General features: G+C 50.8%; 20 protein-coding genes. 10 read left to right on the forward strand and 10 right to left on the reverse strand.

Annotated elements, in window-relative coordinates; genetic code table 11:
• Positions 1-50 precede the first annotated feature (50 nt).
• Entirely contained in the window at positions 51-3,818 is a 3,768-nt protein-coding gene (tamB, locus tag AC6R10_RS09655) for an autotransporter assembly complex protein TamB (protein WP_500672106.1), read from the reverse strand.
• Positions 3,815-5,527, reverse strand: a complete 1,713-nt coding sequence (tamA, locus tag AC6R10_RS09660) for an autotransporter assembly complex protein TamA (RefSeq protein ID WP_500672107.1) — start codon at positions 5,525-5,527, stop codon at positions 3,815-3,817. The genes tamB and tamA overlap by 4 nt, the downstream gene beginning before the upstream one ends.
• Before the next feature lie 117 nt (positions 5,528-5,644).
• Here tamA and msrA point away from each other — a divergent pair, with 117 nt between their 5' ends.
• The 8 genes from msrA to AC6R10_RS09700 all read left to right on the forward strand — a co-directional run bounded on the left by msrA (position 5,645) and on the right by AC6R10_RS09700 (position 11,807).
• On the forward strand, positions 5,645-6,265 hold the full coding sequence (msrA, locus tag AC6R10_RS09665) for a peptide-methionine (S)-S-oxide reductase MsrA (protein ID WP_500631184.1): 621 nt from the start codon (positions 5,645-5,647) through the stop codon (positions 6,263-6,265).
• Between the two features lie 110 nt (positions 6,266-6,375).
• Positions 6,376-6,927, forward strand: coding sequence for a YtfJ family protein (locus AC6R10_RS09670; protein ID WP_500672108.1), 552 nt, complete (start codon positions 6,376-6,378; stop codon positions 6,925-6,927).
• Positions 6,928-7,003: 76 nt separating this feature from the next.
• The gene (locus tag AC6R10_RS09675) at positions 7,004-7,306 is read left to right on the forward strand and encodes a DUF2607 family protein (RefSeq protein WP_500672109.1); all 303 of its coding nucleotides are present in this window, start codon (positions 7,004-7,006) and stop codon (positions 7,304-7,306) included.
• Between the two features lie 46 nt (positions 7,307-7,352).
• Positions 7,353-8,048, forward strand: a complete 696-nt coding sequence (zrgA, locus tag AC6R10_RS09680; RefSeq protein ID WP_500672110.1) for a zinc uptake protein ZrgA — start codon at positions 7,353-7,355, stop codon at positions 8,046-8,048.
• Positions 8,049-8,122: 74 nt separating this feature from the next.
• Complete coding sequence (locus AC6R10_RS09685) at positions 8,123-8,830, forward strand: ABC transporter ATP-binding protein (RefSeq protein ID WP_500672111.1); 708 nt, start codon at positions 8,123-8,125, stop codon at positions 8,828-8,830.
• A complete protein-coding gene (locus AC6R10_RS09690; RefSeq protein WP_500672112.1) occupies positions 8,827-10,086 on the forward strand; it encodes an ABC transporter permease in 1,260 nt (419 codons plus the stop codon). Before AC6R10_RS09685 ends, AC6R10_RS09690 begins: the two co-directional genes overlap by 4 nt.
• A 2-nt stretch (positions 10,087-10,088) precedes the next feature.
• Positions 10,089-10,592, forward strand: a complete 504-nt coding sequence (locus tag AC6R10_RS09695) for a DUF3299 domain-containing protein (protein WP_500631178.1) — start codon at positions 10,089-10,091, stop codon at positions 10,590-10,592.
• Positions 10,593-10,907: 315 nt separating this feature from the next.
• Entirely contained in the window at positions 10,908-11,807 is a 900-nt protein-coding gene (locus tag AC6R10_RS09700) for a TIGR03899 family protein (protein ID WP_487901814.1), read from the forward strand.
• Between the two features lie 83 nt (positions 11,808-11,890).
• Here AC6R10_RS09700 and pgi read toward each other — a convergent pair whose 3' ends face one another.
• The gene (pgi, locus tag AC6R10_RS09705; protein ID WP_334554997.1) at positions 11,891-13,543 is read right to left on the reverse strand and encodes a glucose-6-phosphate isomerase; all 1,653 of its coding nucleotides are present in this window, start codon (positions 13,541-13,543) and stop codon (positions 11,891-11,893) included.
• Positions 13,544-13,832: 289 nt separating this feature from the next.
• Between pgi and AC6R10_RS09710 the strand changes: the two genes are divergently transcribed.
• Positions 13,833-14,252 carry a secondary thiamine-phosphate synthase enzyme YjbQ gene (locus AC6R10_RS09710; protein WP_500672113.1) on the forward strand — a complete coding sequence of 140 codons (420 nt, stop codon included), beginning with the start codon at positions 13,833-13,835 and terminating at the stop codon, positions 14,250-14,252.
• Positions 14,253-14,267: 15 nt separating this feature from the next.
• On the opposite strand, the gene AC6R10_RS09715 is transcribed toward AC6R10_RS09710, so the two are convergent.
• The 3 genes from AC6R10_RS09715 to AC6R10_RS09725 are packed head-to-tail and all read right to left on the reverse strand — an operon-like array spanning position 14,268 to position 17,958.
• On the reverse strand, positions 14,268-15,446 hold the full coding sequence (locus AC6R10_RS09715) for a BamA/TamA family outer membrane protein (protein ID WP_500672114.1): 1,179 nt from the start codon (positions 15,444-15,446) through the stop codon (positions 14,268-14,270).
• On the reverse strand, positions 15,439-16,533 hold the full coding sequence (gene alr / locus AC6R10_RS09720) for an alanine racemase (protein WP_500672142.1): 1,095 nt from the start codon (positions 16,531-16,533) through the stop codon (positions 15,439-15,441). Before alr ends, AC6R10_RS09715 begins: the two co-directional genes overlap by 8 nt.
• 12 nt (positions 16,534-16,545) lie before the next feature.
• Positions 16,546-17,958: a replicative DNA helicase gene (locus AC6R10_RS09725; protein ID WP_334554995.1), complete on the reverse strand. Its 1,413-nt coding sequence runs from the start codon at positions 17,956-17,958 to the stop codon at positions 16,546-16,548.
• A gap of 173 nt (positions 17,959-18,131) precedes the next feature.
• Here AC6R10_RS09725 and AC6R10_RS09730 point away from each other — a divergent pair, with 173 nt between their 5' ends.
• The gene (locus AC6R10_RS09730) at positions 18,132-18,896 is read left to right on the forward strand and encodes a DUF481 domain-containing protein (protein ID WP_500625639.1); all 765 of its coding nucleotides are present in this window, start codon (positions 18,132-18,134) and stop codon (positions 18,894-18,896) included.
• An 84-nt stretch (positions 18,897-18,980) separates the two neighbouring features.
• On the opposite strand, the gene rplI is transcribed toward AC6R10_RS09730, so the two are convergent.
• From rplI to rpsF, 4 genes are read right to left on the reverse strand one after another with little or no spacing between them, the layout of a single operon-like run.
• Positions 18,981-19,433, reverse strand: a complete 453-nt coding sequence (gene rplI, locus AC6R10_RS09735; RefSeq protein WP_334554993.1) for a 50S ribosomal protein L9 — start codon at positions 19,431-19,433, stop codon at positions 18,981-18,983.
• Between the two features lie 32 nt (positions 19,434-19,465).
• The gene (gene rpsR, locus AC6R10_RS09740; protein ID WP_000090472.1) at positions 19,466-19,693 is read right to left on the reverse strand and encodes a 30S ribosomal protein S18; all 228 of its coding nucleotides are present in this window, start codon (positions 19,691-19,693) and stop codon (positions 19,466-19,468) included.
• A 16-nt stretch (positions 19,694-19,709) separates the two neighbouring features.
• Entirely contained in the window at positions 19,710-20,012 is a 303-nt protein-coding gene (priB, locus tag AC6R10_RS09745) for a primosomal replication protein N (RefSeq protein WP_334554992.1), read from the reverse strand.
• Between the two features lie 8 nt (positions 20,013-20,020).
• Positions 20,021-20,401, reverse strand: coding sequence for a 30S ribosomal protein S6 (gene rpsF, locus AC6R10_RS09750; protein WP_004747103.1), 381 nt, complete (start codon positions 20,399-20,401; stop codon positions 20,021-20,023).
• Positions 20,402-20,416 lie beyond the last annotated feature (15 nt).

The following is a 20,416-nucleotide window of genomic DNA, read 5'->3' on the forward strand; positions in this document are numbered from 1 at the left end:
CTTTCTCTGCCTGAGTGTGTCTCAACGTCGGCTCTGTGTTAGAGCCACTATTAATCAAACTCAAATTGATAGAGCAGATCCACAGCGCTACTCACACCAGAGACCGCCTCTAAATAAAGATCCTGCATTAAGCGGTAACGCACCGTAAACTCGCCCACCGAGTCAAAAATTCCGACCCCATATTTAACCTGCAAGCCAGGGAGAATATAACCACTCACCGTGACCTGAGAGTCATCACCCGAGCCCGCGGTATCCAACTGCAGATCCTGAACGCCAAAGGCTTCGCCAATTTCGCCCACCACTTTGCCGCTTTTCGCTAGGCTCAAACCAATGAGTGTGGTGGTCATCGCGTTGCCGCCTGCTTCGCCATCAATGTCTTGACCACGCAATAGATAGGATAGCGCATTCGCTTGCGGCATGGCCGGATCTGAGAAGATGGTGACCGATGGCTCATCGGCCGGTCCAGTCACTTTGACCCCGGCCGTCACGTCGTCTTGGGTGTTATCGGGATTTCGAATCGCTGTGATCTGCACATAGGGCTGATCCACTGGCCCATTCATCAAAATCTTACCTTCACTGATGATCAAATCTTGACCAAAGGAGCGATACGAACCATCGACAATGTTGATTTCACCTTGAACAAACGGACCTTTGTCTTTTTGCGCCACATTCAAGTTGCCTTTCAGTCCGCCTTCAAGCCCAAACGCCACTAGCTTGAAGTCATCGCCAATGCTGATATTAATATTGGTTTCGAGATTAAACGGCACTTCGGTGGCGTTCTCAACAGGTTGGAGATCTTTATCAAGTAACACTTGATCGTCTGAGACGCCAATAGCACTCGGCGGTAGCTCTTCGACGATAATACGCCCCCAAGGCAGATGAATACTTCCATCCACGCGCGCCAATTTAGGCGAGGCCGATATCGTCATATCCGGCTGCACTTTCAGCGCCACCATAGGCGGCACATTGACCAGCAGCTCTTCAGCGTACACTCGCAGTTGCGCGCTCCAGTTACTCAACTCACGCCACTCGGCTTCACCAGAGAGTTCCAAATCGCCATCTGGCGTGGTCAATTTCGCCGCAAGCAGCGCATCATAACCGTTGAGATCGAGGCTCACTCGACCTGAATCCACTTCTACCGGAGAGAGCTCCCCTTTCAGCGACATCTTATCGATCAGCAGTTGCCCCTCGACTTTCGGTTGCGTTACCGCACCGCTGATGGCGAGATCGGTACTGATGGTCGATTTTAGCTCACTAAAATCGCCAATTAATGGCGCAAGAAAATCAATGTGGAACGGAGTTAATGCGAGCTTGGCGTCTATCTTTGGGTTGGCATCCAATACGTTAGGGAGAGTCACTTGGCCAGAAAGATCGCCATTATCGCGCACATCAATCAGCCAGTCGGCGTCCAAACGGTTATTCGCTAACGCGGCATTGAGTGTCACCGCATGCCACGCTAAGGTGACATTTTCTTCAAGCTTTTGCGTCACTTGACCGGCTGGCATCGATACCGAGGCTTTTACTTCAGGCGGCGTCTCTGGCGACCATTTCGCCCACACATTGGCATTCACTTCAGCTTTGAGCTGAGTGGTGGGTGGGATAAAGGCGTGCAATTGATTGACGTTAAACTGCGATAAAGAGAGCGCGGCTTCACCGCTTTCCCCCACTTGAATATCCTCATCCAAACACAGCGCGGAATCCGATTGCAGCCAACAGTGCGCTGCGACCATCACTTGGTTACGCTCAGCGTCGAAGCCCAGTGCGGTGGTGTCAGCCAGCATCCATTCGCCCTGCTGGGTGGAAATCGATACCTCCTCAAGTTCGCCCTGCCACTTAAGCTGCGGCTCTAACGTCAATGCACCACGCAAGTCGATATGGCTCGTCACCAACTCAGATAACAGATCTATGCTAAGCTGATGTTGCTGCTGCGAGCCAGAAAAAGCCAGTGCGACACTTTCAATCCGCTCGCCTTGAACCGTCGCCTGCTTAACGTTCAATTGCAGATCGCCTTGCGGCACAGGCAGCGGAGTCACCTCGCCTTTGATGCTCGCACTGCCAATTTGCGCTAGGGTTTGCCACGCTAATCGGTTGGCGTTGATATCTAGCCCTAAGGTTGGCTCAGTCATCTCACCACTCAGCGCCACTTGCCCCAGAATCTGGCCTTTGAGATCAGGCACCGTTTTCGAAAGTTGTGGCAAGGTCAATGTCAGTAACATATCCCACTGCTTATCCAACTCGCCCTGTGCGGCAATCTTGTTAGGACCATGAGAGAGCACTAAGCCCGACGTTTTAGCGCGAACATTGCCATCTCCTGCCGCGTCCGACGCCTCGATATCACCAACAATATTGAGCGGATAGCCGCGCAGTAGACCATCAATGTTGAGGTCGGTGCGTTCCACACGCCAACCGCCTTGGGCCGTCAGACCGCCTGCGGTTTCAAGTGTGCCACTGATGTCACCTTCCGCTTGCGGCCACTGCAAACCGGGTTGGATATGGCTAAGAGCTAAGTTTGCGCCCCAACTCACTTGCTCTTGCCACCCCGCACGCAGTGAACCTTCAACTTCACCGCCTAACGTTTTGAGCAGAAAGTCGGTCAATTCAATCTGACCCATATCCCCCTGCCCTTTAAGCGCTAGGTCGAGCTCTGGAATGGTTTTTCCGCTCAACACCCCTTGCAGATTAAGGTGGAAACCTTGCAACGAGCCTTGGGCAGAAAACTCTGGCAACACCACACGATAATCCGACTCCCCGCTGAGTGGCCAACTGGCATCCACATCACGCAAGTGAAGCTCAAACGGTAAATCGGGATCTAAGCTCGCTAAATGCGCTTCAATTTGGCCCAGTGCCAAACCCGATAACTCGGCGTCCAATGCCAAGTCACGTACACTGCCTTCAAGGTTAAGCGCAATAACTTGGCCATTGGCAATCGGGTCTTTCACCACAGCGTCAAGCGAGGCACTCAGCGGATAATCACCTTTTAAGGTGACATCGGCGCGCAAGTTGGCCTCCCCTTGTGGCATATCAAGCTCAAGCGTTGCCAGCTGTACCCGCGATCCACGAGCGGTCGCTGAAAGCCCTAGGTGGTTGACCACCAGCGGTGTCTCTTGCTCTAGCCTAAAGTCGTTGATGTCTAAGCGAGACAGTTGAATTTGCAGCGGCAGGGTAATGTCCGGCAAGACGATCGGTGAGGAGGCGTCACTGTCTGGCGCGGCGCTTTGAGCCTGTGGTGCTTGAGGATCACTGGGCGCCAATGCCACGCGAGTACCATCAAGCTGCGTTTTGCTCAACACCAGTCGGTTGCCTTGGAAGCTTATTCCAGACGAGAAACGCTGCCACTCTATCTGGTTGCCCAAAATATCCAGATTGATATTGGACAGCGCAATGCGGCTGATTTGAATGGGTACAGGCGCGGCGATCGCCGTCAGTGGCTCACCCTCTTCCTCAGCGGCGGAAGGATCATCACTGCTCGGCAGCGTCGGCATGTGAAAGTCCAATCCATCCATCGCTATCTCGTCAATACAGACCGACGGCTCAGTAAAACAGTTGGGATTGATCGCTAAAGTGAGCTTGTTGGCGGCAACGTCAAGGGATAAATCCTCATCCACATAGCGCACTTGATGGAGACTAAAACGCGGAAAGAGCGCTCCGCTGTGCCCTTCGATCGTCAACTGCGGCACAAACGCATTCGCCACCCAAACCAACACATTAAGTCCAGGGTTGGTAAAGAGGATGACCCCGACAAGCACCAGCAGCGCAGTAAGCAGCCCTGTCGTCAGTACCGTTAGCCATTTTGTCCAAGTGAGAATGCGCTTTTTCATAGATCTGGCCCCAGAGTAAAGTGGACACGGAACTCATCACCCGGATCCGCATCCAATCCCCAAGCAAAATCCAGTCTCACAGGCCCAACCGGCGACGCCCAGCGAACGCCAAAACCCGTCCCCCGTTTGAAATCGGGTGTGTCATTAAACGCATCACCGTAGTCGAAAAACAGCGCGCCCCACCAGTTGCCGTGCACGCGATATTGATACTCTAAAGTGGAGGTAGCAATGTACTTGGCACCGGTCAGGGCGCCACTTTCATCCACCGGAGAGATCGACTCATACCCGTAGCCGCGCAGATTATTGTCACCACCGGCAAAGAAACGCAGTGACGGCGACAGCTTGTCAAACTCTTCGGCGATGTTCGCCCCGCCATCAACACGTAAAATACCGCGATGGTTCTGGCCAATGCCACGAATCCAGGTGGTGCCGCCCATAATGCGCGTCACACGCGTTTCGGAAATCACGCTCGGGTCGCCATACTCTATGGTAACGCTTTGTCTGTCCCCCCACATCGGCATAGTGCCGCCACGAACACGACTGCGTGAGAAGGAGATACCCGGTAGAAGGAAGTGTCCGGTATCGTCTTGCAAGCCTTGCTCGTAACTTTCGAGCAAATAGCGAACATACACGGTTCGGTGCCAGCCGCTGTCAAGCACCCAATGGCGTTCAACAGATAAGTTGGACTCGAGACTTTGCGTGTCCCGCTGGTCGAGGTTTTTCATCCCATACTGAATGCGGTAGTACTCATTGAGCGCGTCTTGCAGCGGTATTTTATAGCCTGCGGTGATGGTCTGCTCTGGAATCGACAAAGAGAAACTGCTGTCAAAGCTGTGGCCCTTATCGTTCACCCAAGGCTTTTTCCATTTGAGCGTGCCACGCACGCCCACATCGGTCGAGTAGCCAATACCCGTCTCGATTTGATTGCGCGCTTGTGGGGCGAGTGACACTTTCATCGGCAGCTCACGAGTTTGACCTAGGTAACTCAGATCAGGCTCGACAAACACCGATGAAAACCAATCGGTATTGGAGAGATTTTGGTTGTATTCCCCCACTTTGGAGACCAAATAGGGCTCGCCCTCTTCATAGGGGGATAAGGACGCCACACGGTCCTCGCGGATTTGACTGCCGTTAATGGTATTTCGACCAAACGCATAGCGCATGCCACTGTCGTAGTAGAGGCGGATAAAAGCTTGATTCAACTCAGGGGCAATCTCTAGGCGGCTGACTTGATAATCGCCTTCAAAGTAGCCTTTGCGCAGCGCTAAATTGCGAATCCCAGATTTCAGCGCGTCGTATTGGCTGTGATTGAGCCTGGCACCTTCGACCAAACCGCTTTGAGCAATCAAGGCGCTGAAGTCGGCATCATTGGCCGCTTCACCGGCGATTTGGATATCGACTTTCTCAATCAAGATTGGCTCGCCGGGCTGCACCGTAACGCTCAGCTCTGTGCTCTCTTTTCCGACTTGAAACGTAAACTCTGGGTGGTAATAACCAAGCGCATTCAACGCTTCGGTGATGGTGCGCTCGAGACGAGCTTGAAAACGAAGACCGGTACTGTATTCCTTTTCGGGGATCGAGGATAAATACGCCTCGACGTTATCTTCTAACTCGCCGTCCAAACCAAGAATCGACAAAGAGACCTCTTGCGCGAGTGCCCCTGTAGAGAGAAAGAGCGTTAACAATGCTGGTAAAGAGGTTCTTATCATGCTTAATTAGGTACCCAAACGTAATGACCAAAATAATAGCGCCAGTGAATTCATAAGTCTGTACGAAAACAGCAGATGAGCGGCTCTATTTTCAAATAACTGACAAAGGACAATTCAATGGCAGGCAAACAGACCATGATCGACCCCAATCTTGCCCTACCCGGTCGAGAAACACCAATGGTCATCAACCCCACTCACTTCGTCAATCAATCCAATATGACCGCGCCAGCGCCACAAGGTTGCGAGGAAGTCTTGATCGGCATGGGATGTTTCTGGGGCGCCGAACGCCTGTTTTGGCAACTTGATGGCGTGATCACCACCTCGGTCGGCTACTCCGGTGGTTTTACTCCCAACCCCACTTACGATGAAGTGTGTACCGGCAACACTGGCCATACTGAAGTGGTACGCGTGGTGTTTGATCCCAGTCGCTTAAGCTTTGACGCCTTATTGGAGAAATTCTGGGAGCGTCACGACCCGACTCAAGGCATGCGTCAAGGCAATGATATCGGCACTCAGTATCGCTCGGCACTCTACCTATTTAGCGATGAACAATACCAAACGGCCATTGCCTCAAAAGCGCGTTACGAAGCGTTGCTCGGCGATCAGTTTGGCGCCATTACCACCGACATTTTACCCGCGGGTACCTACTATCTCGCCGAGGAGTATCACCAGCAATATTTAGCCAAAAACCCAGATGGCTATTGTGGATTAGGTGGAACGGGCGTCTGCTTTATCTAAGCGTCGAATTTTGCCTCATTCACATTTTCAAGGGTAGGAATAAGGACAATTCCTACCCTTTGTCTATTTAGGGTATATACTTTTTCCGCAACCATAAAAGGAAGAACATAATGAAAAACAAAACCCTACTCGCTCTCATGCTGGCTTGCTCTCCAGCGCTCTCCTTTGCACACAACCTGACGGTTGGCCAAGCCGTACCCGCGGTGGACGTCAGCAGTCATGGTGAAATTTTGCTTGATGGAGACCAAACCCGCTTTGCACCTTGGTCATCCGCTGACCTGGTGGGTAAGGTCAGAGTGATCCAAGCGATCGCGGGTCGTAGCAGCGCCAAAGAGATGAACGCCCCACTGATGGCGGCCATTACGGCGGCGAAATTTCCAGAGGATCAGTATCAAACGACCTCAATCATTAACCAAGATGATTCGATTTGGGGGACGGGCTCTTTCGTCAAATCCTCGGCTGAAGACAGCAAGCAGTCCTTTCCTTGGTCTTCCATGGTGTTAGATGAAGAAGGGGCAGTGGCCAACGCATGGGCACTGGCAGAGAAATCGTCGGCGATCATAGTGCAAGACAAGCAAGGCCAAGTGCTGTTTGTCAAAGAAGGCACTCTCTCTGAGACTGAGATTGAGACGGTACTCAATCTTGTGCGTGACAATCTGTAATACAGTTTCGATTGTTCGGCTGACAGGAGTTGTTATATTATAACAGCTCCTGTTTGCTTTTGATGATGTGCCGATAATGCGATTGTTCTTCTCGACGCCACACCGAACTCTGATCGTGTTCACCACGATCTTGCTGAGCTTATGGCTCAGCTTCGCGTCTGTGGAACATGCCTTAGATCATCACCCTGATCACCACGCCCATCATCAATGCGAGCTGTTTCTCGCTTTGCATCACGGCATCATGGCCGCGCTGCTTATCGTTGTCCTGTTACCCAGCCACTTTTCGGTATTGACGGCGCTGCCTCGTTATTCTCGTCAACTCGGCACCTTTGCGTACCTAGCTCGCTCGCCACCCACCTTAGGTTCATGCACCTTTTAACGCCCGATGTTGGGCAAACCTTTAATGAATCATCACAGGAATTAACATGAACACATTCACACCAATCGCACTGGGTATGACGCTTGCTTTCTCAACCACCACCTTTGCCGAAGAGACATTTCGTCAGCACGATGCCCACGTCCATGGTCAAGTGGAGTTTAATATTGCCCAAGATGGCAAAGAGCTATTGATCGAAATTACCGCTCCCGGCGCCGATGTCGTCGGTTTTGAACACGCACCAAACACCGATGAGCAAAAAGAGACGCTAAACCGCGCCGTCACCACACTCAACGATGCAAGCACCATTTTCACGCTGGCCTCACAGGCCAACTGTCGCCTTGAGCATCGCTCTGTCTCTCATACGCTCGGTGAAGATGAGCACGATGACCACGGTCATGATTCACACGATCACGACAGCCATGACCACGATAAGCATGATCATGACTCTCACGACCACGACAGCCATGACCATGATAAGCACGATCATGACTCACACGACCACGACAGCCATGACCACGATAAACACGATCATGACTCACACGATCACGAGTCGCACGGTGGTCACGGTGAATTCACCATCGAGTACCACTATGAGTGTGAAAGCATTCAAGCGCTTAACAGCATCGACACGCAATGGTTTAACCACTTCCCATCAACGGAAGCGATCAGCGTGAACCTCTTGACCGATCAAACGCAAGCCGCATTGAAACTCGGTCAAGGTCAAACTCGTATTGCATTTTAATCGTTGATGTTTAAGCATTAACCCTCATTCGCGGCCCAACTGTTGGGCCGCCCCTTCAAGCTCAAGGACTCTTCATGGCGACAAAAGAAGCGCATCCCGTTGTCGAGTTAAACCAAGTAAGTTACACCTGGCCTGGCAACAATGAGCCAACATTAGTCATCCCGTCGTTAACCGTGAATCGCGGCGAACATCTGTTTATCAAAGGCCCAAGTGGCTGCGGGAAATCAACTCTGCTTGGCTTACTCACTGGCATCAACAGCACCTCAAATGGTCAAGTTCGAGTGCTTGGCCATGATCTGTCTGCCCTTTCAGGCAGTGCTCGTGACCGTTTTCGCGCCGACCAAATAGGCTACATCTTCCAGCAGTTCAATTTGCTGCCCTATTTGAGCGTATTGGAAAATGTCATGCTGCCGTGCCAGTTTTCAGCGCTAAGACGCAGCCAAGTAACCCCATCATTGCAAGAGAACGCCAAACAGCTATTGGATAAATTACGTCTGCCACAGGCGCTGATCAATAAACCTGTGGTTGAACTGAGCATTGGTCAGCAGCAACGCGTCGCGGCCGCTAGAGCCTTGATCGGTCAGCCACAAATCATTATCGCTGATGAACCGACCTCTGCACTCGATTACAACAACCGCAGCGCTTTTATTGAACTGTTGCTTGAGCAAGTCAACCAAGCCAACTCTACCCTGCTGTTTGTGAGTCATGACCCGACCTTAGAAGCGCAATTTGATCGCACGCTCGACTTACAACAGATCAATCAAGCAGGAGCCCAGGTATGACCCCGACTCTCAGCCTTGCGTTTAAAAGTGTACGCAACCGAAAAATGACGGCCATCTTGACCATTTTGACCGTGGCTATTTCCGTCGTGCTGCTACTGGGTGTCGAGCGGATTCGAACCCAAGCCAAATCCAGCTTTGCCAATACCATTTCAGGCACAGATTTGATTGTTGGTGGACGCTCTGGGCAGGTCAATCTGCTGCTTTACTCCGTGTTTCGCATTGGCAATGCGACCAATAATATCGATTGGCAAAGTTACCAAGAATTTAGCCAACATCGCGCGGTCGACTGGGCCATTCCTATCTCGCTAGGTGACTCGCACCGAGGTTTTCGCGTGATGGGCACCAACCACAGCTATTTTGAACACTATCGATACGGACAAAAGCAGCCGCTGGTCATCAAGCAAGGGCGCGAGTTTGAATCCTTACTGGAAACCGTGATTGGCGCCGATGTGGCCAAAGAGCTTGGCTATAAAGTTGGTGAAGAGATCATCATTGCGCATGGCATCAGTGACGTGGCGTTTAACCGTCATGAGAATGCCCCTTTTAAAGTGGTCGGTATTTTAGCGCCCACCGGCACACCGGTAGACAAAACGGTACATGTCTCGCTAGAGGCGATTGAAGCCATTCACGTGGGGTGGGAAAGCGGCGCCAATATGGGCAACAACCCAGACGCGGATCAGTTGGCCAGCATGGACTTCCAGCCGAAACAAATCACCGCGATGCTGATCGGGCTAAAGTCTAAAATTCAGACCTTCAGCTTGCAGCGTGCCATCAACACCTACCCAAAAGAGCCGCTCAGCGCGATCATGCCGGGGATCGCTCTGCATGAGTTGTGGAGCATGATGTCAGTCGCCGAGCAAGCGCTGATGGCCGTCTCTGGCTTTGTGGTGGTCGCCGGGTTATTGGGGATGCTGTCGAGCCTGTTAACCAGCTTACAAGAGCGCCGCCGAGAGATGGCGATTCTCCGCGCGATGGGCGCAAGACCGCGCCATGTCTTTAGTTTGCTGATCTTGGAAGCCAGTACGCTGACGTTCATCGGCATCTTAACCGGCACCGCTTTCTTATATCTCGCGCTCGCCATTGCCGCGCCGATAATCCAACAAAGCTATGGCATCAACCTACAAATGCAGATATTGTCCCAGTATGAACTGATGCTACTTGGCGCTGTTCAACTGGCGGGAACCGTCATTGGCTTTATTCCCGCATTGCGCGCCTACAGGCAATCTCTCAGTGATGGAATGACAATTAGAGTGTAATTATGACCAAAATCGTTTCTATATTTATGCTGGCAATAAGCATGGTAATGACCAGCTTTTTCAGCCACGCCTCGGAGCCATTAACCTTAGAGTGGATCGATCTCGTACCAGAGAATGAACGCAACCAGTTTGACTCATTCGGTATGCCGGATCCAAACGTAGACCACTCAGGTGGCACTATGGAGCAATCAAAGATTGGTGGCGTGCGCCAAGATCTTAACGGCAGCACAGTGCGAATCCCTGGCTTTGTCATTCCTTTAGAAGGGGATGCAGAGAAGGTCACCGAATTCTTGCTTGTGCCTTACTTTGGTGCCTGTATTCACGTACCGCCACCGCCACCAAACCAGATCATTTACGTGAAGTTCCCTCAAGGGGCGCCAGTGCAACAGCTGTGGGACGTGATTTATGTGGTGGGTACGCTCAAGACAGAAACCATGAGTCATGAGCTGGCCGAAACGGGTTACCTGATTGAAGGCACCGCGATTACTGAGTACGACGATCAGTAACCCCTCGAATCCATTAACAATAAAGCAACCTGTTAAACGCCCAGCTTAGGTCAGATATCGAGAGAGATACGCTAGGATCCCGAGATAAGTCAGGAGTAAAAAGGCGATTAGCAGGTGCTTTTTCAGTTTTTCATCACTTGAAAACTTCATAAAGCCCTCCAAAACAATAGCAACAATTTTAACAACTTATTATCATTCGTGATAGTGATATTTTTATAATCTTATTCGGATAAGCATCACACTCTATGGCGGGTAACATCCGGCATCGGCGTGCAATATGATTTAATAACGATATGACTGCTAAGGAATATCATCATGTCTGAGCCAAATAAGCCGGTTGTGATTGAGCACGACGCCACCCACACCGATAAGCAAGAAAAAAAGTCCAGCTACGTCAAAGACAGCGCCAGCCGTATCCTCACCATCGCCCAGCAATATGGGTTGGATGCCATGCTGCAAGCGCAAACACCGGAAAAAACGGCACTCGAACGCGCTTTGTTGCGCGAGCGTAAACGCAAAGAGCTCAGACAGAAAAACCTTGAGCAGATCCTAAAGCTTGCTCACACCTCATGTAAGAATGAAACCGCAGGCGATCCTGACCAAGATTGGTTGTATCGATTCTTCGATATGGCGCAAGAGGTGCACAACAGCGCTATGCAACGTTTGTGGGCTCAGGTGCTGAAGCGTGAAGTCACCAACCCTGGCTCCACGTCGATGAAAGCCCTAAAAGTGCTGCAAGATATGACGCCTAAAGAGGCGCAGATCTTACAACGCGCATCCTCACTGGCGTGCAGTTTTGGCGGAGACAACAGCCGCAAGCTCTTGATCGGTTACCGCGCCCAAGGGGGCATTTTTAGTTTTGGCAAGCGAAATACCACCAACAACATCAATGTCGGCAACTTCCAACTCCCCTATTCGAGTTTATTGGTGTTGTTTGAACTGGGGCTGATGCACTCAGCAGAGCTCGAATCGGGAGAGATTGAGCTCGACTCACCACTGGCGTTGACCTACCAAGGCAAACAACTCTTGTTGCAAGCGCACAGCAAAGGCGTGAGACTGCTCTACTATCGTTTTAGCCCTACCGGCAACGAACTGTGCAAACTGCTGGGGAATAAGCCCAACACCCAGTATTACGATCAGCTGTTGGCGCTCCTCAATCAGAAATTTAGTGCCAATACCGACGCGTCAAGCTCCTCCATTCACCACACGGTGTAGTGGCCGACAAACAAAATCAGACGATAAAAAAACGCCAGCGACAATCGCTGGCGTTTTCATACTTAGCGGTCAACAGCCGATCATTACGCTTTCAGTGCTTTGAACGCGTTGATCAAGCCATTGGTCGAGCTATCGTGAGAGCTCACTGGCGCGTCATCGCCTAGCTCAGGTAGGATCTGGTTCGCCAACTGTTTACCGAGCTCCACACCCCATTGGTCAAAGCTGAAGATGTTCCAAATCACGCCTTGAACAAAGATCTTGTGCTCGTACATCGCAATCAATTGACCCAATGTGCGTGGAGTGATCTGCTTAACTAAGATGGAGTTCGTTGGGCGGTTACCTTCAAACACTTTGAATGGCACCAGTGCTTCCACTTCCTGCTCCGTTTTGCCTGCCGCCAAGAACTCCGCTTTCACTGTCTCTGCAGATTTACCAAACGCAAGTGCTTCAGTCTGAGCAAAGAAGTTCGACATCAATTTCTGATGGTGATCGCCAGTTGGGTTGTGGCTCAACGCTGGCGCGATGAAATCCGATGGGATCAACTTAGTGCCTTGGTGAATCAACTGGTAGAACGCGTGCTGACCATTGGTTCCTGGCTCACCCCAAATGATAGGGCCCGTTTGGTAAGTCACAGCATCACCGTTGCGATCGACAAACTTACCGTTGGATTCCATGTTACCTTGCTGGAAGTACGCCGCGAAGCGGTGCATGTACTGATCGTATGGCAAAATAGCTTCCGACTCTGCGCCGTGGAAGTTGTTATACCAAATACCGATCAACGCCATGATCACTGGGATGTTGCTCTCAAGCTCTGTCGACTTGAAGTGGTTGTCCATCTCATGAGCACCGGTCAGTAGCTCGATGAAGTTGTCGTAACCGACACCCAATACAATCGACAAACCGATCGCAGACCACAGTGAGTAACGACCGCCGACCCAGTCCCAGAACTCAAACATGTTGTCGGTATCAATACCGAACTCTGACACTGCGCTAGCGTTAGTCGACAAGGCCGCAAAGTGCTTAGCTACGTGCGCTTCATCACCGGCTGATGCTAAGAACCAATCACGAGCAGAGTGCGCATTGGTCATGGTTTCTTGCGTGGTGAAGGTTTTCGATGCCACAAGGAAGAGTGTGGTTTCTGGGTTTACTTTCTTCAACGTTTCAGCGATGTGAGTGCCATCAACGTTAGAGACAAAGTGCATGTTGAGGTGTGTTTTGTACGGCGCGAGCGCTTCAGTCACCATGTATGGGCCTAGGTCAGAGCCGCCGATACCAATGTTCACGACATCGGTGATGGCTTTGCCTGTGTAGCCTTTCCACTCACCGCCAATCACACGCTCAGAGAACGATTTCATCTTCTCTAGAACCGCGTTCACCGCTGGCATCACATCTTCACCATTGACCATGATTGGCGTGTTGCTGCGATTACGCAACGCCACGTGCAGAACGCTGCGGCCTTCGGTTTGGTTGATGGTGTCACCACTGAACATGGCCTCAATCGCGGACGCCAGATCCGTTTCTTGCGCCAAAGCAAACAGATGCTTTAACGTCTCTTCATTGATGAGGTTTTTTGAGTAGTCGACAAGCATATCGTCGCCAAAGCGAGTAGAAAATTTGTCAAAGCGCGCTGGGTCTTGTGCGAAGAGCGCTTTAAGATCCATATCTTGCGCGGATTCAAAATGTGCAGTGAGTGCTTTCCAAGCGGATGTCTGCGTTGGATTGATAGTTTTCAACATGGTCGTTATCCCGATGTTACAGTCCGTTTTTATTCCATTCAGTCTAGCGAAAACTGGTGGAATCCCCGAATTTGAAAATGAAGAATAATTGTAATTTTTTTTCAGTTGCTCATTATGACCTAGGGTACCCTCACTCTCTTTGAGTTAGGTCACGTTACCCGCTTCAAAACCGAGCAACTGCGTCGTTGCACGTGGAATAATAGCATTGATTTTGGTGATGCTGCACCGTTAATCACTGCACTGCCCCTAAGCAATTTTGCCAACGGGTTTGTCTAGATAAGGAGTCTTTATGTGGTCTCAGGCCCAAGTACAATTGCGCGCGAAACCGCGCGGGTTTCATCTCATTACCGATGAAATTGAGCAACAATTGCCACAAATTCAATCGATTTCTGTCGGTTTATTACAGCTATTCATCCAACATACGTCCGCAAGTCTTACACTCAATGAGAACGCCGATCCTACCGTGCGCAGCGATATGGAATCGCACTTTAATCACTTTGTGCCACAAAACGCGCCTTACTACCGTCATACTTATGAAGGTGATGATGATATGCCCGCGCACATTAAAGCGTCGATTCTCGGCGCCAGTGTCATGATTCCGATTCGGCAAGGTCGATTGGCACTAGGAACGTGGCAGGGGATTTATCTGGGTGAACACCGAGACAACGGTGGGAAACGAACCATTATGGCCACCCTTCAAGGGGAGTAGAACCCATCGGTGTGGTTAGAAGGGCTGATTGATCATCACGCGAAACGTGCCTTCTTCCGCTCCTTTCGCGATTTCAGCGCGAACGACCACGCCTTCAACCTGAAGCCTCACTGCTCCGCCAAGATTCCACTGCATATCTGAGTGAAGTGTGGCTAAATCAAACTCATCAGCCACACGACCGGCTTCGGCAAACAGTACCCACTGCCACCAAGGCAGATCGTAATAATTTAGAACCGGCACACTCTCTAGCGGCTGCCAATCGGGTAAGACACGATACTCCATCGAGTAGTGCAGCGCCGATCGACCGTGGTAACGCCCTGCGGTAAAGCCTCGCAGGCGATATAAACCGCCAAGTCGCGCCTGAAGTTGCTCTGGCGGTCTCGCACAACCCTCACAGGCATCCCAGGTGGGCGTGTCAGCTGCATAGACATCAAACGCTAGCACTTGCTGATCAAACCAACTGCCCAAAGGGCCAAGGGCAACATACTGGCTGCTCTGCGCTTCCCACTTTATCCAGCTATCGCTAAGGCGCTGCTCTGTGCCCATGCTGATCGTGAACGCCGAGTGTGAGCCTTTCGTTGGGTTGCGGACACTATCTCTGTTATCCCAATCTAGGCTCACTTCAACGCCAGTGGCTTTCTCTGCCTGAGTGTAGACATCCAGTTGACGCTCTGAGTAAAACGGCGTCACGCTGATGGAAGTGACGCCAGAGTCGTAAGGTGAGGCGGTGCTGACCGGACGTGACGGCGCAAACACACCACTCATGCCATGCTGTGAAACCAGCCCCCAAGGGAGCAAATATTTAAACTCGAATTGGTAGTTCTGCTCATCACCGTTGGTGATGGTGCTGCCCCCCGTAGGAGACGCATTGCTCCCCTGCTCTCCAAGATAATAAGGGTTGTCATTAAAGCGCGCTTGGTACATCTGCGTACTGACCAGCCAATGAGGGGAGAGTGCGTAATTGAACGCCGCAACATAACCAAGATAACTGGCTTTATCAGAGTACAACCCCATGCCAAAGAGCACGGTTTGCGGTTGCCCTACGCCTTTCGCCACCCCAGCAACACCGAAGGTATTGCCGAGCGTTTCGGTACTAAAATAAAAGGGCAAAAACGCAGAATCTTTCTCGCCGCTGTGGCAGAAGGTAGCGATAAAAAAGCTGGCCACTAGGGCCAGCATTCGCAGTTTATTCATAGCTTTGCAGAGACTTTTGGTAATCCATCTCAACGCGCGAAGTGAGCTTAGTCACCAGTTCATAAGCAATAGTGCCAATGTGGGACGCCACCTCTTCGGAGGGTAAATCTTGCCCCCAAAGAATCGCTTCATCACCCACTTTGTCTTGTGCGTCACCGCCAAGATCGACCGTTAGCATATCCATCGACACTCTACCGACAATCGGCACTCTGCGACCATTGACCAGCACAGGGGTGCCATTGGGCGCGGTTCTTGGGTAGCCATCGCCGTAACCAATCGCAATCACGCCGACTTTGGTGTCTTGCTCACAAGTCCATGTGCCGCCGTAACCGACCTTTTCCCCTTGCTTCACATCTCGAACCGCAATGAGGTGAGATTTTAACGTCATCACTGGCTGATAGCCGAGATCCGCCGCACTTTGATCATTAAATGGCGACACGCCATACATGATGATGCCGGGTCTCACCCACTCTAACTGACTCTCTGGCCAAGCCAGTAAACCCGCAGACGCGGCGAGAGAACGCTCACCTTCACAACCTTTCGTCAAAGAGAGAAACAGCTCGGTTTGCTCTTGCGTGGTGCTGCTTTCAAGCTCATCAGCGCAGCCAAAATGACTCATGTAACGCAGTGGCTTCGCCACATTCGGGCAGCGCTTCAAACGGGCAACAAACGTTTCATATTGCTCTGGCCTGACACCTAAGCGATGCATGCCGCTGTCGACTTTCAGCCAAACCACAACAGGGGTGTCCAACTCGGCGTCTTCTAATGCTTGAAGCTGCTCTTCACAGTGCACCACCGTTTGGATGTTGTTGGTGACTAATACAGGTAAATCCCCTGGCGAATAAAACCCTTCGAGAAGGAGGATAGGTTTCACCACACCACAAGCGCGAAGCCCCAGCGCCTCTTCAATGCGCGCGACGCCAAACGCGTCCGCACCTTCAGCGTGCTTGGCAACGTGACGAAGTCCATGCCCGTAACCGTTCGCTTTCACCACGGCCATGATTTTGCTGCTCGGCGCTTGGTGCTTGATGCGAGCCAAATTGTGTTTCAGCGCATCCAAATTAATCGATGCGGTTGCCGCTTTCATGTAACTCATCGATTATTCATCATCCATATCAAACGCAGGACCCGCGTAATTATCAAAGCGCGACCACTGACCTTGGAAGGTAAGTCGTACTGAACCAATCGGACCGTTACGCTGCTTACCCAAGATAATCTCTGCGGTCCCTTTCATCGGGCTATCTGGGTTGTACACCTCGTCACGGTAGATGAACATGATCAAGTCGGCGTCCTGCTCGATAGAGCCCGATTCACGCAGATCCGAGTTCACCGGACGTTTATCGGCTCGTTGCTCCAACGAACGGTTCAACTGAGACAGCGCCACCACAGGGACATTGAGCTCTTTAGCCAGCGCTTTCAATGAGCGAGAAATCTCTGCAATTTCCAACGTCCGGTTATCCGACATCGCAGGGACGCGCATGAGCTGAAGGTAGTCGACCATGATCATCGACAGACCGCCATGATCGCGAGCCACACGACGAGCGCGCGAGCGCACTTCCGTCGGTGTCAAACCTGAGCTGTCATCGATGTACATGTTCTTCTTCTCCATGAGAATCCCCATGGTCGATGAGATACGCGCCCAGTCTTCATCATCCAACTGACCGGTACGAATTTTCGTTTGATCAACACGCGACAACGAGGCGAGCATACGCATCATGATCTGTTCCGCGGGCATCTCAAGAGAGAAGATCAGCACGGGCTTGTCTTGCTCCATCGCCGCGGTCTCACATAAGTTCATCGCAAAGGTGGTTTTACCCATCGATGGACGCGCTGCGACAATGACCAAATCAGAGCCCTGTAGACCCGCGGTTTTCTTGTTGAGATCGGTAAAGCCCGTGTTGACACCAGTCACGCCGTCTTGTGGCGTTTTGTACAACAGTTCGATACGTTCGAGGGTTTTTTCCAGAATGTTGTCGACGTTTTGTGGACCTTCATTCTCATTGGTGCGCGACTCGGCAATGGCAAATACTTTACTCTCAGCCAAGTCGAGCAGATCTTCTGAGCTGCGTCCTTGTGGATCGTAGCCGGCATCGGCAATCTCATTGGCAACACCGATCAGATCGCGAACCAGTGCGCGCTCAGCCACAATGTCTGCGTACGCATTGATGTTCGCCGCACTCGGGGTGTTTTTGACTAAGTCCGCCAGATAAGCAAAACCGCCTACTTCATCAAGCTGTTCGCGCTGCTCTAAAAATTCTGACAAGGTGATGAGATCAAGCGGCTTGTTGTCTTCCAAAATGGCTTGTACCGCTTGAAACACTAAACGGTGAGGTCGACTGTAGAAATCTTTGGCGACCACACGCTCAGAGACGGTATCCCAACGCTCGTTATCCAACAGCAAGCCACCAATGACTGACTGCTCGGCTTCTAATGAGTGCGGTGGGACTTTGATGGCATCGACTTGGGCGTCTCGTGGTTTAAGGTTCCGATTCTCTACTCTGCTCTGGGCCATGATTTCACTCAACAACTTGTTCCTGACCGGACATTATAACGAGAATCATCGCTATGTCTCCCGTTTCAAGCGAGGAACAACGATCCGATTTGAGTTTTGACTCCGCCCTGACCAAGTCAATACAAAGCCTGTTTATTATTGCGCCCTGTTATTTTTCGACCGAGAGGTACTGAGTGTCAAAACTTTGGTTATTGTGCGTGGGGTTAATAGGCTCGTCCTTGGCCTACGCAGATAGTACGGATCAAAGTGAAATGGATATCCAAGTACCTTCCCCCTGGGATACAGAGGTCGAGTTCGGCTATCAAGCACACAAGGGCAATTCCGACTCCGAATCGCTCAACTCTCGTTTAAGTGCCGAGTACATTAAAGGTCGCTACCGTACCAGCGGAGAGTGGAAATACTACCTGCTCTACAAAGATGGGACAGAAGACAAGCGGCAGTCCACCTACACTATGCAAGGTGACTATAAACTTGGGCCCAAGACCTACCTCTATTCGAGTTATAAAGGGGTCAACTCAAAGTACACCGCGTACTACAAAGATCACACGCTTTCGGGAGGGCTCGGTTATCAGTTATCAAACACGGATGACTTCTTGCTTGAAGTCGAAGTCGGTCCGGGTTATCGCTACCAAGAACCCAACCTTGATGAAATTGATGATGACGATATCATCTTTCCCAATATTGTTAGGGAAGCGATTTTTCGTGGCAACATCAACAGCAGTTGGCAAGTGCTTGAAAACCTACGTCTCTCCGCGGACGTGACTTGGGTTAGCGGCCACAGTAACACCCGAACCGATACCGACATCAGTGTCACTAACAACATTACTGAGGATATTGCGCTTAAACTCACTCACAATCGCCAATATCACGATAAGGTTCCAGAAGGGCTAAGCAAAGCTGATAGTATGTTTTCGGTCAACTTGCTGTTTGTGTTCTAAATGAAAGAAGAACTCTGAGCAAAATAGCAGACATAAAAAAACACCAGCCGAGGCTGGTGTTTTGCTATTCGTCTTAAGACTGAATTACTCAGCTGGTACAACTTGTAGGTTGATAGCAGCAAATACTTCAGAGTGAAGTTGGATGCTGATTTCAAACTCACCAGTAGTACGTAGAGCACCTTCAGGTAGGCGAACTTCGCTCTTAGCTACTTCAACGCCAGCTGCAGTGATTGCATCAGCGATGTCACGAGTACCGATAGAACCGAATAGTTTACCTTCGTCACCTGCTTTAGAAGCGATAACTACCGCTTCTAGTGCGTTCACTTTCTCAGCGCGAGCTTCTGCAGCAGCAAGTTGCTCTGCAACTTTTGCTTCTAGCTCAGCACGACGAGCTTCGAACATCTCAACGTTAGTCTTAGTCGCCATAACTGCTTTACCTTGTGGGATAAGGAAGTTACGAGCGTAGCCAGATTTAACGTTTACAGTGTCACCAAGACCACCTAGGTTACCGATTTTATCAAGTAGAATAACTTGCATTGCTTAATCCTCTTTCTTAATAAAACGACCGATTACTGATGCTTGTCAGTGTACGGTAGTAGAGCTAGGTAGCGTGAACGCTTGATAGCGCGAGCTAGTTGACGTTGGTATTTAGCGCTTGTACCAGTGATACGGCTAGGAACGATTTTACCAGCTTCAGTGATGTAGTTTTTAAGAGTTGCTACGTCTTTGTAATCAATCTCTTGTACGCCTTCTGCAGTGAAACGGCAGAATTTACGACGACGGAAGAAACGAGCCATGGGCTATCTCCTGATCTTAAATTTGAGTAATGTTGTCGGCATGTAACACTAATTTCCCAACGCCATTTCGGCCGGTTTGATAAGCGACAAAACCACTTACCTTAATGTTACTGCCTTGTACTAAATTCTGAGTCAATGCTTGTGACCTTTGCCCACTGATCACGACCGGTATACGACAATAGACTTGTCTCGGTAGGTCAGCTTCAATCATGGTCGAGCGATGCTCTAACCAAAACCGACAGTGTTCAATACCACTTGGGCTTTTACTTCGAATAGGAGGCTTAGCAATGGTGCCACTGAGCTCCATTCGATTGGTCATAAGTGAAATTACTCAGCCGCTGCTTCTGGCTTAGCTTCAGCACGCTCTTCGCGACGAGGAGCACGCTCTTCTTTCTGCTTAAGCATGATAGATTGCTCAGTGATAGCCGCTTTAGTACGCATGATCATGTTACGTAGAACTGCATCGTTGAAACGGAAAGCAGTTTCTAGCTCATCAATAACAGCTTGATCAGCTTCCACGTTCATTAGAACGTAGTGAGCTTTGTGAAGCTTGTTGATTGGGTAAGCCAGTTGACGGCGACCCCAGTCTTCTAGACGGTGAATAGTACCGCCAGCTTCAGTGATTGAACCAGTGTAACGCTCGATCATGCCAGCAACTTGCTCGCTTTGATCTGGGTGCACCATGAATACGATTTCGTAATGACGCATGGGTTGCTCCTTACG

The organism is Vibrio sp. R12-SG2-ISO1, from assembly GCF_059834045.1.

Coding starts and splice junctions, on each gene's coding strand:
- tamB (WP_500672106.1), bottom strand. CDS start 3,818: ATGAAAAAGCGCATTCTCACTTGGACAAAATGGCTAACGGTACTGACG.
- tamA (WP_500672107.1), bottom strand. CDS start 5,527: ATGATAAGAACCTCTTTACCAGCATTGTTAACGCTCTTTCTCTCTACA.
- msrA (WP_500631184.1), top strand. CDS start 5,645: ATGGCAGGCAAACAGACCATGATCGACCCCAATCTTGCCCTACCCGGT.
- AC6R10_RS09670 (WP_500672108.1), top strand. CDS start 6,376: ATGAAAAACAAAACCCTACTCGCTCTCATGCTGGCTTGCTCTCCAGCG.
- AC6R10_RS09675 (WP_500672109.1), top strand. CDS start 7,004: ATGCGATTGTTCTTCTCGACGCCACACCGAACTCTGATCGTGTTCACC.
- zrgA (WP_500672110.1), top strand. CDS start 7,353: ATGAACACATTCACACCAATCGCACTGGGTATGACGCTTGCTTTCTCA.
- AC6R10_RS09685 (WP_500672111.1), top strand. CDS start 8,123: ATGGCGACAAAAGAAGCGCATCCCGTTGTCGAGTTAAACCAAGTAAGT.
- AC6R10_RS09690 (WP_500672112.1), top strand. CDS start 8,827: ATGACCCCGACTCTCAGCCTTGCGTTTAAAAGTGTACGCAACCGAAAA.
- AC6R10_RS09695 (WP_500631178.1), top strand. CDS start 10,089: ATGACCAAAATCGTTTCTATATTTATGCTGGCAATAAGCATGGTAATG.
- AC6R10_RS09700 (WP_487901814.1), top strand. CDS start 10,908: ATGTCTGAGCCAAATAAGCCGGTTGTGATTGAGCACGACGCCACCCAC.
- pgi (WP_334554997.1), bottom strand. CDS start 13,543: ATGTTGAAAACTATCAATCCAACGCAGACATCCGCTTGGAAAGCACTC.
- AC6R10_RS09710 (WP_500672113.1), top strand. CDS start 13,833: ATGTGGTCTCAGGCCCAAGTACAATTGCGCGCGAAACCGCGCGGGTTT.
- AC6R10_RS09715 (WP_500672114.1), bottom strand. CDS start 15,446: ATGAATAAACTGCGAATGCTGGCCCTAGTGGCCAGCTTTTTTATCGCT.
- alr (WP_500672142.1), bottom strand. CDS start 16,533: ATGAAAGCGGCAACCGCATCGATTAATTTGGATGCGCTGAAACACAAT.
- AC6R10_RS09725 (WP_334554995.1), bottom strand. CDS start 17,958: ATGGCCCAGAGCAGAGTAGAGAATCGGAACCTTAAACCACGAGACGCC.
- rplI (WP_334554993.1), bottom strand. CDS start 19,433: ATGCAAGTTATTCTACTTGATAAAATCGGTAACCTAGGTGGTCTTGGT.
- rpsR (WP_000090472.1), bottom strand. CDS start 19,693: ATGGCTCGTTTCTTCCGTCGTCGTAAATTCTGCCGTTTCACTGCAGAA.
- priB (WP_334554992.1), bottom strand. CDS start 20,012: ATGACCAATCGAATGGAGCTCAGTGGCACCATTGCTAAGCCTCCTATT.
- rpsF (WP_004747103.1), bottom strand. CDS start 20,401: ATGCGTCATTACGAAATCGTATTCATGGTGCACCCAGATCAAAGCGAG.